Annotated in this window: 8 protein-coding genes; 1 reads left to right on the top strand and 7 read right to left on the bottom strand. The window is 40.9% G+C overall.

The window, feature by feature from the left end; genetic code table 11:
- Nucleotides 1-2 precede the first annotated feature (2 nt).
- From CJF29_RS05220 to CJF29_RS05190, 7 genes are all read right to left on the bottom strand, one after another.
- Nucleotides 3-1,232 (bottom strand): efflux RND transporter permease subunit, encoded by a 1,230-nt coding sequence (locus CJF29_RS05220; protein ID WP_081352753.1) that lies wholly within the window; start codon nucleotides 1,230-1,232, stop codon nucleotides 3-5.
- A gap of 4 nt (nucleotides 1,233-1,236) precedes the next feature.
- Nucleotides 1,237-2,082, bottom strand: a complete 846-nt coding sequence (locus CJF29_RS05215) for a hypothetical protein (RefSeq protein WP_074638718.1) — start codon at nucleotides 2,080-2,082, stop codon at nucleotides 1,237-1,239.
- 12 nt (nucleotides 2,083-2,094) lie between these two features.
- Entirely contained in the window at nucleotides 2,095-2,838 is a 744-nt protein-coding gene (locus CJF29_RS05210) for a hypothetical protein (RefSeq protein ID WP_004306842.1), read from the bottom strand.
- Between the two features lie 7 nt (nucleotides 2,839-2,845).
- A complete protein-coding gene (locus tag CJF29_RS05205) occupies nucleotides 2,846-5,017 on the bottom strand; it encodes a DUF4493 domain-containing protein (protein ID WP_099147096.1) in 2,172 nt (723 codons plus the stop codon).
- Entirely contained in the window at nucleotides 5,014-6,285 is a 1,272-nt protein-coding gene (locus CJF29_RS05200) for a DUF4493 domain-containing protein (protein ID WP_074638723.1), read from the bottom strand. Before CJF29_RS05200 ends, CJF29_RS05205 begins: the two co-directional genes overlap by 4 nt.
- An 8-nt stretch (nucleotides 6,286-6,293) precedes the next feature.
- Nucleotides 6,294-8,822 carry a DUF4493 domain-containing protein gene (locus tag CJF29_RS05195; protein WP_099147097.1) on the bottom strand — a complete coding sequence of 843 codons (2,529 nt, stop codon included), beginning with the start codon at nucleotides 8,820-8,822 and terminating at the stop codon, nucleotides 6,294-6,296.
- Nucleotides 8,823-9,113: 291 nt separating this feature from the next.
- Entirely contained in the window at nucleotides 9,114-12,089 is a 2,976-nt protein-coding gene (locus tag CJF29_RS05190) for a PEP/pyruvate-binding domain-containing protein (RefSeq protein ID WP_099147098.1), read from the bottom strand.
- A 171-nt stretch (nucleotides 12,090-12,260) separates the two neighbouring features.
- Between CJF29_RS05190 and CJF29_RS05185 the strand changes: the two genes are divergently transcribed.
- Complete coding sequence (locus CJF29_RS05185) at nucleotides 12,261-14,378, top strand: prolyl oligopeptidase family serine peptidase (protein WP_004326065.1); 2,118 nt, start codon at nucleotides 12,261-12,263, stop codon at nucleotides 14,376-14,378.
- Nucleotides 14,379-14,494 lie beyond the last annotated feature (116 nt).

Raw genomic sequence — 14,494 nt, 5'->3', positions numbered from 1 at the left:
GATTACATACTTATAGTTAATCCTAAATTAATATCAAACAAATTTATTTTAAAGTTGGCTCCACCATTCGTACGGGAACCCTTCTCACCAAGATTATTCACCTGACTTTCCTTACGGTATTTCAAGCCTATCACTCCCACACTACATTCCACACTCACATTTTGCATAATAAAGACAGCCACTCCGGGATTAATCCCCAACTGTGCCTCAAATATATTCGTTTTGGTATTCTTCAAACTCTCGCCCGAACCTCTTGTAAACTCCGAATGTCCGAATCCCAAACGCAGATTGGTTTCATTGAACAATCCGAAACGTTTTCCCGGATCCAACCCGATATAGGAGCTATGGAAAAAGGTGCAATTATACAACTCTTCTTTCAATTTCAATTCCTTGAGAGTGAAATTCACGTCATCATCAATCTTAAAACTAACATTGCCTAAATGACCGTCCGTATGCTTATAACCGAGCTTTACACCCACTACCTGATTATCTTTGAAAAAATAACCGATAAAAGGAGCCACATTAATGGTACGTGCTTCAAAATCAAAATCATCGAGGTAAGTAAACAATAATTTGGAGTCCTCACTGTTATAATCCCAAAATGAAAAATCCGTACCAAACATCCATTTTCCTTTAGGCATAAAACGATAATTCACAATGCCACGATCAAACCGCCCTACCCTTTTGATTCTCAATAAATCAATGCCTCGCTTGGTCTCTAACGTATCACTTTTCCAATCGAACTCTCTTTTAACCGTTTCAACCGTGTGAACCGGAAGTGCAGCTGTTATTTTACTATCCTGTTTACGCTCCGATAATACAAGGTCACAGATAGTTCCTTCTAACTTCAAAGGAGTATTGACAACATCAGAAGCCAATTTTATATCCGTTGAAGAAACCGGCGGAACAGCTACTGCTTCTCTCTTAGACGCAACCTTCTGCCTTTTATCTGCCTGCTTTTTATCTACAAACTTCTCCACTGTTCTTTCTTCAGGCTTCTTCACAACCTTTTCCACAGAATTCTCTGCTGGAGACACGTTTTCCTCCACTTCTCCAATTATCTGGCGGGCAGAGTCCACAGCAGCTTCAGGTACCTGATGAGTATCCTCTACTGATGACAATACCTCCTGTTTGTCTTCCTGTCCCTCACTTTTTATTCCATAAAAGAATACCAAGCCGGCACATACAACCAGAAGCAGGAACAGTAATATGTATTTTTTTCTATGTCTCATAAAATCATAAGCAAATCGTCAATCCTAAACTAATATTGAAAGGATTCACCCTAAAGTTAGATCCACCCGTCATCCGTTTTCCCGTCTCTCCCAGATTATTTTTCTGTTTTTCCTGCCTGTAACGAATGCCGGCTATTCCGAGCGAACATTCAATACTTACATTTTGCATGATAAAAACAGCCAATCCCGGATTTATTCCCAATTGCACCTCAAATATATCTGTTTGAGTATTAACCAGATTTTCTTCTACACCACGGTCGAATTTAGACTTTCCAAAATTGAACGTCAAAGCAGTCTCATTGAACAATCCAAATCGTTTACCGGCATCCAAACCTACATAAGAGCGATGAAAGAACGACACGTTATACAAATTTTGTTCCAACTTTAAATCTTTCAAAGAGAAATCGACATCATCATCAATTTTCAGCGTGATATTATTCAAGGCTCCCCGCATATTCCGGTATCCGAACTTCAATCCCAACACCATATTATCACGGACAGCATAGCCTCCATATACAGAAAAATTCAGATTACGCCCATTACAATCAAAATTATCAAAATAGGCAAACAGCAGTTTATTATCCGCACTATTATAATCCCAGTATGACATTGTGAAACCAGAGATCCACTTCCCTTTAGGAATGAAACGATAGTTCATGATTCCACGATCATAACGTCCGATACGTTTGATTCGCAGGAAGTCCAAGCTCCCTTTTACCGGTAGCGTATCCTTCTGAAAAACGGGGACAGAATCTTCTACCTCCAACGATTGACAAACCGTTTCCGTCTTTCCCCACAAAGAGAAAACGAACACAGACACCAGTACTGTTACCAATAACCGTTTATACATTCGTCTTGTTTTTTAAAGGTAAAAAGCTATTCCCAGTCCTATACTGAAAAGATTAATTTTAAAATTGGCACTCATCGACGAACGGTTGCTTTCGTAAATCCGGTCCGTCACTTGATGGGTTCGACTGACATTCAGTCCCAACACACCAATGCTTACTTCCACTGCCGTATAATTATTGATAAAGGCAACCAAACCTGGACTCAAACCAACACTTGCATCCAAAGAAGTCTGATATACTCCTGTCAGGTCATCCCCTTTACCGTTCACCACTTTTGAAACAGAACCTCCCAACTCTAACTGCACTTCATTGAATAATGCAAAACGCTTGCTAGTACCTAAATTGATGTAATTTCTCAAAACAGCAATTCCCGAATAAGAGTTCTTCAATTCATACAGGTTACTAATATCAAAGTTGGTATCTTCATCAATATTTACACTGATATTATTTAGCTTGGTATACGTCCGGCTATACATAAAACGTCCACCTGCAGCTACATTATCCTTAAAAGCATAACACAATACCGGACTCACTTTAAAAGCATACCCTTCCCCACTCAAATTCTCTATCACCAGAAACTGATAGTTATCATTTGAGTATTGAGAATAAGAAACTGAACTACCCACAATCCATTGTCCCTTAGGAATGAAAGTTCTCATTTCTATATTCCGTTTGAACTCCTGTTGCGCGCATGTTTGCGTCGTTCCAACAATTATTCCCAAGATTATCAGGAATGAAGTTTTGATAAAGTAATTCATACTTTGCTTATTCATAAATTAATTCCAAATCATCAAGCCACAAAGTACTGCCCGTACTTCCGGTAAAATAATCTCCATATCTACTTGCACTACCCACTAAAATAATATCAGTCGGTTTACGGTTAGAGCGATAGTTAATCGGGATCTCCAGTTTAATCAATCCCTCACCCTCCGTCGACTCTTTAAGAATACACTCTCCATAGCCTATCACATTCGAAGAATTTGAATCAAAAAGCTGCCTGTCAGCAGGCTTTGTCTTAACAAGTACCGGTATATCCGTTTCTCCTTCAAAAGTCTGATGTGGCCAGTCACCCAATGCTACATAAATAGAGCCCATGTCTTTACTGTTTTTCGGCAACTCGCTCAATGTTGAATAGTCCACCGTACCAGCTACATATCTATAATAAAGCACCAATTTCGATGGACGTGAAGTGAAAGGACGTCCAAACCGTAAGATACCGTCTGTTCCATCTATTTTCAGGAACTTCCCGACAAATACATTTCCGGCAGCAAAAGCACCAATTCCAAAAAGAGCCACATATTGAGACTGTAATTTTGCAGAATAATTCCCGCTGTGCTTAATGGTTGCATCATACGTTGTCACATTCTTATTCAATGTGGCAGAACCTGTATTACCACTATCCCAGAACATTTCTCCACCACTCTTATAAATATAAAGAGGAGAACTTCCATGCCAGTCTTCAAACCCGGCATTCGGTAATTGTGCAGGAGCTTCTGTAGTGAATTGTTTTGTTTCTTTCGCTGCAACAGTACCAGCCATTGCCTGATATTCATAGGTTATACCAGGTTCAAGTCCGGTTATTTGACTCGTAAATATTTTATTATTCAACACAGCCTGATTCGAATACATCCAATCATTGGAACCAAGCGCCCGGTAACGGAAATTCATTTCTGTAACTGAAGCAACCAGACTACCATACAGAGTGGCTTTTGTTGACCAAATATCGTTCTGTGTAGCAATATCCTCGGTAGCAACCAAAGCATCTGTAGCGATAACCGTCAACGTTTTCGCTCTATCTTTTCCATTCCGGTCCCTTACTTCAATGTCAAATCGATAGGTGTTATTACCGTCGTCAATCGAATTAGTCATTATCTCTCTCAAGTTTTCCTTAAATGCAAACTGAACCTTTGTCATATCCGCATTAAATTGGATACTAAATCCAAGATTATCCAGTTCTCTTATCTGAACTTCAGTCAATTCCATCAAGTCGAAAGAAGAAAAATGGGTAATTCCCAACCGTGCAAAATCCGCACTCGTCACTTTCAATTCAGTAAAAGGCACACTGGCAGCCATCCGCACAACAATAGGTGTTTCCTTGTCGAATTGCGCACGATAAACTGCATTATCCAACTCATAAATCTGATCATTCTCGATTATCTTAATAACAGGACGTGCCAGTATATCTACTTTCTCATCCGTCGTCAAAGCTGTTTCAACCACATTTACAGAAATCATGCCACCACCCACTTCAGAGGAAGAATTACTAAAAGTCAAATCATATCTGGTTGCTTTCCGCACCAAATTAATAACTCCACTTTTGGTTATTTCTGTTTCACTGCCGTTAAGTTGCCCAACAAGATTCCATCTTAATTGGTTTTCATCATCCAACAGCATAAAATATCCTAGTTGGGATATATTATCCTGTGTATATTCCAAGGTCCCCAATCGGTTACTCACCGTAATTTTATAAGTAGGAAATGCCTCCTGTAATTCGTCAGACAGAGCCAGACTGACTACTGTATTACGAATGCCACACACTACTGATTCCGAAATAGCCGTCCCTTTTGAAATTGTAAACTCTTTCGTCCCCTTGAAATAAGAATCGGTAAAAGATGCAGCTACGGAATCACCCGCAGTAACTTCCGCTTTATAATTGTCGGGAACTAACAGTATTTGTTCCGGCATTTCATCCAAAGTGGCGAATTTACGCACCAAGCCCTCCGCGTTACGGATATACACTTTACACTTCTGAAGCAATTCTTCATCAGTAAGCGTAGCTCTCGTCTTTCCGGCAGAAACAGTGGGTAATTCACGTTGAACACCTATCTTTAAAGATAATGCACCCTCTCCATTATTTGTCAGGTCACTTTCACGGCAGGAGACACAAACAAGTCCAACAATGAAAGCTATAACTAATATATGTATCAGTTTTTTCATTCTGTTTTCTTTGCTATTGATTTCAATGCTAAAGTAGCTGTTCTGGTATTATTTGCCTGATCGACAACGGTAATAATAAAATTATGAGAAGCAAGTCCATACAATCCGAGTAGCGGCGTAAACTGTGTAATATCAAACACCAAATATTTCACTCCGATCACTTCACTGCTCACCGGGAAACCTAAGCTCTTCAACGCTTTCTCCAAATCTGCATTTGCAGGGTGAGCCAAATCAAATTCGGAAGACAAGCCTACCGACTTCAGAATTTCAGGTGTCAAAGTCTCCGAATCAATCTTCACTTTCAAATTTTGAATACCATTATCTGCCGTGATATTAACAATAATAGTTTTGGTTTCGTCTTTCTCTACTTCTATCTCATCCATTATATTGAAACCTTGTCCTACGATTGTCGGTGCACTTGTACCAGGATTTACAGATGGATCTTCCGGCAATATATCTTCTGCTCCCGGATCAGCCCAAGCGAGCAAATCCACTTTCTTACATACTGCATCCAGCTTTACGCTTAATCCCATGTCACCCACTGAAGGTATCTCCAGATTAAACACAATGTTCCGGTGCTCTCCACCTTTCACATTGCTGAAACTGGTTTGGTCTTCTGTCCATTCCCCATCTACCGTTCCCTGGAAATGAACAATGATGATATTGCCTACTTCGGCAGCTTCAAAGAATCCGGCACGTCCACTTCCAATATCGTTATTATTAAAAGTCAGTTCACCTGTACCGACTTTTATTGTAATGGATTGGTCACCACCGACTTTCTGCTTCAAATCATCATTGAGATCGACTGTCACCATTATATTCTGCAAGAAGCATTTAATTACATCAACCGATGTAACCTCATCTTTCTTTATTGTAAAAGTTTGGGTTCCTTTATAGAAAGGTTTTTCCCATTCAGCAGGTTTTACGTCATGTGATAATGCTTCAATCTTATAGTTACCCACATTCAAGGTTAAGATTTCAGGCATATCTCTATATCTTGTATATTCCTTTACCAATAAATTATTATCAGTTGAATAAATCCGAATGATATAATCATCTGTATTGATTGCTTTACCGTCCGCACGTGACAGCACATCCACAGAAACAGAAACACTTGTTCCCGCAAGTCTTACCTGTCCTTCGCCTTGATTTGTATTCCCGGTTCCTTCGTCGTCCCTTCCAAAATCAGGATTATCATTCATACAAGCACTGCATAAACCTAAGATGCTTGCCAAACATATAAAAACGAGTTTTTTTATTGCTTTCATATTACTCATTACTTATATTCTAATATTATATTTTTATCTATATACAATTCACTACCAGTAGAAACAGCTTCACCCTTATTATCCGTTGTTTTAATCTTACTGTCTTCAACACTTTGAGTGTTTGAAGCATTGGAAGAAGAGGCAAACATCACTCTTAAATGAGTCGCTTTTTTCTCAAACATCGTATTATAAGTTAAGTCCACCGTGAAGTCCTTTTGAGAACTCGTCGCTGTTAAGACTTCACTACCTTCGGCCAGCTTTAATGTTTGTCCTCCTTCGCGGTTTTCTACTATTACAGTTACAATACCGCCCTGATCGTTATTAGCTACATAAGTATAAGTACCCTTTAGCTTTATCGGACGGGAAGTGAAGGATATACCTTCATTATAGATTTCTACATTAGTAGAATGGTTATAACTATAACTTCCCAGGAAAAGCTTACCGGCAGAACGATGACCATGCGTAGGAGGCGTAAGACTTGTTAACTGATCTGCACTAAATCCACCACTTCCTGAAGGAGGATCATTAGAGGTTATAGTCCATGCCACATTGCGCATCAAAACTCCATTATTTTGCTGCATACTTGAAAGAACCATATACCAAGTATTTTTATTACCTGTAGTTGGTACAGTTTTACTATTTACTGTCGCCCAACTTGCACTACTTTCAAGATCAAGGGCCGTTAAAACAGTTGTATCAAATCTATTATCTCCCCAAAAACCTTTATGGTAATATTTACCTCCCTTATTAATAGTGCCACTAAACAGAGTAGTCCCCCATCCTTGCGTGAAATCCGGAAGCTGTACTACACTCTCTGTTGTCTGCATAACAGGAATTGAGAAAGTCGCACCATCATCACAAGTCGTTCTGAAATAATAAGTAGTTCCCGGAGTAAGTCCTGAAATGACAGCCTTTCCAGTGGTTACATCCAGTTTCAAATCTTTGGCATCCACTTTCGTCCACGTACTTCCATTCAAAGAAATATATGCTTCAATAGCACTCATCACATTAGACATATCTTCGGCATATTCAGGTATAATCGTCATTTCAGCCGTGTATGACCACACATCAAACGGTTCGAGGATAACACTATAAGAAGGTATAATAACAGCTACGGAAACGATGGCTGATTTCAAACCATTATATTCAGCCTGGAAGTCTTTGGCTACAACTCCCATATCAATACCACTTGCTTTTATATTGTAATATCCTTCTTTTCCTTCTATCGGAGTGATAACCGTATTGTTAATCAAAGTCATCACACCATAATAACGATAATAAAGTTTAATATTCTGCGGATTGCCTTCTTTCAGTTTCACCGGAATCGTCACTTCTTTACTCTTCATCTTCACAGGCTCCGTAGGCAGCAACATAAAGTTCTTAGGCGTTGTTATATTCAACACATAATCTTCACTTTGCTTACCATAAGTACTGGTGGCACTCAAATAGAATAAATGAGTATCATTATTATCCGTGATATTCAGATTAGGAATCAAACCAGTAAAATTAATAATACCCATCTGATCCTGATTAATACCAAAGCCAATCAACTTCACACCTGATTTGTCCAACAATGCTTGATCTTCAGGAGTAAGTGCCGCCAGATTAAATCCTTCCTCCGGCCAATCGGGTAAATTAGGAGAAGTAGTTCTAAGAATACATTTCGTAAAACCGCCCAAAGAAGTCAACAAAGCCGATAACTGATTCGATTCAATCGGATTACCGTCCCACTGATTACCATCATTACTTGTTTTCTCAAATCCGGTCAATGTAAAATAAGGAGGTTTAATATTCAATGCTTTATCCGAAATATCCAAAGTAATGGGTCTGACTTCCGTTACACGGTCAAAAACAATGCTCAACATGGCTTTACCAGCGTCCACATTCATTTGCAAATGATAATGATGTTGAGCTAACGCCTCCTCAATGGTAGCCACTTCAATAGTAGTCGGACTTAGTCCGCCATTCACTTTCGTGAAAGTCAGTTTTACTGAAATTCTACCCGGCTTCACAAAAGCAGCACGTGTTTCTCCGGACGAAAAAGAAACTTCACTTCCCAACTCTGCCTGTACGGTAGGAGAATAAGTCTTAAAATACTGTTTGAAATCATCCGTGTATTCAATACTTATTTTAGTATTGGCCAACTTACAAGTAGTTTCTACGGGAGTAGTCTCGCCACCACGGATGTTAAAATCGGTAGTACCCTCATAATAAGGAGAATCAAAGCCTTCCTTCTCAATGTCACCATAGAAAGCTTTCAAGGTATAACTTCCTACCGGAAAAGTAGTGTCTTCATCATAGTCACTCAACTTATCCCAGGAAGCCTGCACTTTGTCACCTTGCAACACAGAAATAGAGAAATCTTGTATGGAAGGCAGTACTTCCTCACTTGAGCGTGTCGTAACATCTGTCACCGAAGAATTTGCGGATAGATGCAAGCTCATTCCGCCAAAGGCACCCGAACGCTTTTCATCGTTTACACAACTGCACAACAATACAATCTCTAAAAATAAAATAAACTTCAAAATACCCTTCATACCGAATTAAATACGCCTTTAAATAATACGGAGTCCCTCTCTCTGAAATCAAAGATAAGCTTAAATACCTAATATACAGGTGCTATCTTGTAAACTGGCCGCAAAAATACAGTTTTATTTCTTTATAATAAAGTATCTAAAGAAAGTTTTATTTTTAAATATGAAAAGAAGACCACAATTAAGGCCTGGAATATGAAAAATGAAACATTTTTAAGAGATATAACATAGAAGTTCTGTCTTTCAGATGAAAAACAGAACTTCATTATGTAATAGATCAAACGTTAATAAAGCTTATTTATCGACACCTGGCATCAAGACTACTCCCAGCTTCTTCTTGCCGTCCATCTTGACTATCACAGGCTTTTCAAAACGAACATGACGGAGATAGTTCGTTTCCTGCACTGCTGGTTGTGCATTGAGGAAATCCTGATTATAAACTCCATCATTCATAAAGGCGTTGATCGTGAAATATCCCACCCCGAAAGAAGTCAGGTTCTGGAAAAAGTGTGTCCCCTGACTGGGATCTACCCGATAATTAGTCAGACCGGCTTCCACAATCACACGGGCAGCCGAAATATGAGGCCACTTCACCGGAATACCAAGCCATGTATCACTACTTCCCCAACGTCCCGGGCCAACTAATACATAGTTCTTTCCTTCGTTCAGGAACTGTTGATTGATCTTTTCTATCTCCCAGGCAATCGTCTGATTATTGGAAGCACTATAATTGTCGGTTTTTACATAAACCACATCATATACCTCATTCATAATACCGTGTCCCAACGAATTATACGAACGGAGAATCACATCTTCATCAGGAATCTCGTTCAAATCCTCGTCCAGCATTTCTTTGCTGTCTACGATAGGACGGATCTGCAACAGATAGAAAGTTCCGGATTTATCATGTTCGCGACTTAACGTTGCTGCAAATTCAATTTCAACCGGACGGCGCATCTCCTGTTCACCATATTTCAATACTAACTGCAGAATACGAGCTAACGGGAAAACATCATGTTGCAGGATATTAGCAAAAGTAATCACCTTACGTCCTCCCGGATATAAACCATCACGAATGATCTGATCGTACGGATCGTAGGTAGAAGCAATATAACGCAGAGCACCGTCACTTTCTGCCTCTTTGACATGAAGTTTCAGCAAATTAAAACCATCGTCGATAGAAAAATCATGTCCGGCATTTTTCAAATCCAATGCATAGAAACGGGTTTGAGTCTCCTTGAGAGCAATTTCCATTTCGCTGGTCTGTAACACCTGATTAGGATGATAAGGAGAAAAACGAAGGGTCATGCCACCGTCAACAATATATTTTCCTAATCCCAAAGCCAGATTCACCGTTCCCTCTTCTGCCTTTTCATTCCCCAACGGATAATAATTGAGCGAGCGTGCCACACCGGACATGGAAGGATAATAACGGTCACCATACTGATTGCCAACTACTTCCTGCAAGATAACAGCCATTTTCTCCTGATCGATTACATTCGACGTAGCTTGCATATACGCTTTGCTGTCACGGAAATAAACCGAAGCATACACCCCTTTGATGGCATCGGAAAGCATCCGCAACATTTCATAGCGGTCGTCCAGATAAGGAATCATGTAGGTGTTGTAAATTCCTGCAAACGGCTGATAATGTGAGTCCTCCAACAAGGAAGAAGACCGAATGGCAATCGGAGACTTCACTACATCGAAGAAAGTGAAAAAGTCCTCTACCAACCGGTCCGGCAATTTAGCCTTCAAAAAGTATTTCAAAATCGTATCATCATCCGCATCCGACAGTGCAATCTGATACAGATTGTTGGTGTCCATGAACTCATCAAAGACATCCGTGCAAAGCACCACTGTTTTCGGAATAGCAATACGCGCATTTTCAAACTCGTCAAACTCCGGATGACGCTTCACCATATTATCAATAAATGCCAGTCCACGTCCTTTTCCTCCGAGAGAGCCATCCCCGATACGGGCAAAGTTAGAATAACGGTCGAAGCGGTCGCGCTTAAAGACCGCCACGACTCCCTGGTTCTTCATCTTACGATACTTCACAATCGCCTCAAAGATGATTTTACGGTGAGCATCGACATCCTGAAGACTATTCCAGGTTATCGGTTTCAAAAATTCAGCTACCGGGAACATGGCACGCGAATAAAACCAACGCGACACGTGATTCCGGCTGATATGATATAAGAAGGACTCCGCAGGTACGGCAAAAAGAATATTTTGCAGCTCCTTCAAATTCCGGACGCGGGCAATCTCCTCCCCGGTATCCGGATTGCGGAAAATAAAATCACCAAAACCAAAATTATCGGAGACGATACGGCGCAAATCAACGTCCATCTTCTTGGAGTTCTTGTCGATAAAGCTAGCACCATACTTGGCTGCATAAGACGAATTTTCAGATTCGGAAGACTGGATAATCAAAGGAACAAACGGATCATTCTTACGTATCTCCGCACACAGCTTGATACCTGCCAGACCGTCTTTCTCTCCCCGTTCCACTTTCGGGAAACGGACGTCAGTGATTACCCCCAATATATTATTCTGATACTTATGATAGATCTCCATCGCCTCCTGATACGTACGTGCCAACACTATTTTAGGACGTCCGCGCATACGAAGCGTACGCTGGTGTGCATTCAAGGCTTCGGTAGAGAATTCCTGACTCTGCTTCAACACGAACTTATACAGATTCGGCAAAATGGAAGAATAGAAACGAATGCCATCTTCCACCAAAAGAATCAGCTGTACACCGACCTCCTGTACATCGTGTTCCAGATTCATCTTGTCCTCTATCAACTTAATGATAGACACCAACAGGTCGGTATTACCCAACCAGCAGAACACATATTCGAACGCACTTAAATCTTCATTGATAATCCGTTTGGTAATACCATGGCTAAAAGGAGTCAGTATGACGATAGGAATATGCTCGTATTTCTCTTTAATGTGACGGCCGATATCGAAACTGTCATTATCCCCCGTGCTCGGCATACAAATCACCAGGTCGAACGACATATTTTCCAACTGTGACAGTGCTTCCTCCTCCGTAGATACCTGCGAGAAACGAGGTGGATAGCGCAGAGACAAAGAAGTGTATTCATTGAAAATCTTCTCATCAATGCGCCCGTCATCCTCCAACATGAAAGCATCGTAAGGATTAGCGATTAATAACACGTTAAAAATCCGCCTTGTCATCAAGTTAGCGAATTGTGTATCTTTGAAGTAAAGCTGGTTTAATTTATATTTACTAAGCATAAAGTCATTCTCCTTTCTTATTTCAAATCGTCTATCTGCAGAATCACATTTTGCAAAGTTAATTCTTTAAATCTCATTTTCCACCATCTTCTTTATAAAGTTTACTTGTTTATCTCTTATTATTTTGTAGATTTGTAACTTTAAGTTTATTCAAAAAGACTTTTTATTCACATGAAAAAAGTAACTTTATTAATGAGTGGAATCATGGTGATGTCATGCGCTCCCCAACAGAAAAAGCTAGTCTACCCCGAGACGGCAAAGGTAGACACCGTAGACGTGTACTTCGGTACACAAGTTCCCGACCCTTACAGATGGCTGGAAAATGACACCAGTGCAGCTACTACTGCCTGGGTAGAAGCACAAAACAAAGTAACGAATGAGTATCTAAGTCAGATTCCATTCCGGGAAAACTTGTTGAAACGATTGACCACACTGGCCGATTACGAGAAGATCAGTGCGCCAATCAAGAAACATGGCAAATATTACTTCAGTAAAAATGATGGCCTGCAAAACCAGAGTGTATTCTACGTACAGGATTCACTGGACGGCGAGCCTCGCGTTTTCCTCGACCCGAACAAGCTCTCGGACGATGGCACAGTGGCACTGACCGGTCTTTACTTCTCAAACGACGGCAAATATACCGCTTACAGTATCTCACGCAGCGGATCGGATTGGTCTGAAATATTTGTCATGGACACTGAAAGTGGCAAGTTATTGGAAGACCACATCGAATGGGCCAAATTTACCGGTGCCGCCTGGCAGGGAGACGGCTTCTACTACAGCGCCTACGATGCTCCCGCCAAAGGAAAAGAATTCTCCAACGTAAACGAAAAGCACAAAATCTATTATCACAAAATAGGTGAACCGCAATCGAAAGATAAACTGATTTATCAAAATCCGGCTTATCCGAAACGTTTCTATACAGCCAGCACCAGCGAAGACGAACGTATTCTCTTCCTCACAGAATCCGGTGCCGGAAGAGGCAACAACTTATTTATAAGGGACCTGAAAAAGCCGAATTCTCCTTTTATCCAGCTGACTACCGACCTCGACTACCAATACTACCCGATTGAAGTGATCGGCGATCAGATGTATATTTATACTAACTATGGCGCACCGAAAAACCGGATCATGGTAGCCGACATCAACCGTCCGAAACTGGAGGACTGGAAAGAACTCGTTCCCGAATCGGAAGCCGTTCTTTCAAACGCAGAAGTGATCGGTGGCAAACTGTTCCTTACTTACGACAAAGATGCTTCGAACCATGCATACGTTTACGGCCTCGACGGCAAACAAATTCAGGAGATTCAACTGCCGTCACTCGGTTCCGTAGGCTTTAGCGGCAACAAAGACGATAAAGAATGTTTCTTCGGATTCACTTCATTCACCATTCCGGGTGCCACTTACAAATATGATATGGACCAGAACACCTACGAACTATACCGTGCACCGAAAGTACAGTTCAACTCGGATGATTTTGTGACGGAACAAGTATTCTTTGCCAGCAAAGACGGTGTAAAAGTCCCGATGTTCCTTACCTATAAGAAAGATCTGAAGAAAGACGGCAAAAATCCTGTATTCCTCTACGGATACGGTGGTTTCGGCATCAGCCTCAACCCGGGTTTCAGTGCAATGCGCATCCCATTCCTCGAAAATGGCGGTATCTACGCACAAGTCAACCTGCGTGGTGGCAGCGAATACGGTGAAGACTGGCACGTAGCCGGAACTAAGATGCAGAAGCAGAATGTATTCGACGACTTCATCTCTGCTGCCGAATATCTTATCAACGAAAAATATACGAATAAAGACAAAATCGCCATTGTAGGTGGCTCCAACGGTGGTCTGCTGGTAGGTGCCTGCATGACACAGCGTCCGGACCTGTTCCGTGTAGCAATTCCGCAGGTAGGCGTGATGGATATGTTACGCTATCATAAATTTACTATCGGCTGGAACTGGGCAAGCGATTACGGAACAAGCGAAGACAGCAAAGAAATGTTTGAATACCTCAAAGGCTATTCTCCATTGCACAACCTGAAACCGGGCACGAAATATCCGGCAACACTAGTGACCACTGCCGACCATGACGACCGTGTGGTTCCCGCCCATTCATTCAAGTTTGCCGCTACGCTGCAAGCAGACAACGACGGTACAAACCCGACACTGATCCGCATCGACAGCAAAGCAGGTCACGGTGCAGGCAAACCGATGGCAAAAGTACTTGAAGAACAGGCAGACATCTACGGTTTCATCATGTACAATTTGGACATGAAGCCGGATTTTAAGAAGTAAAAAGTACAAAGTATTAAATTCAGGTATCAAGTATTAAGTATTAGCACTGAATACTTGATACCTAATGCTTTCTCTACTATCATTTTATCATTATTTAATCAAAATAATGGCATAAA

The organism is Bacteroides celer, assembly GCF_002632415.2.
GTDB lineage: Bacteria > Bacteroidota > Bacteroidia > Bacteroidales > Bacteroidaceae > Bacteroides.
Note: the sequence above shows the minus strand (reverse complement) of the source record. Positions and strands in the feature narration are given on the sequence as shown.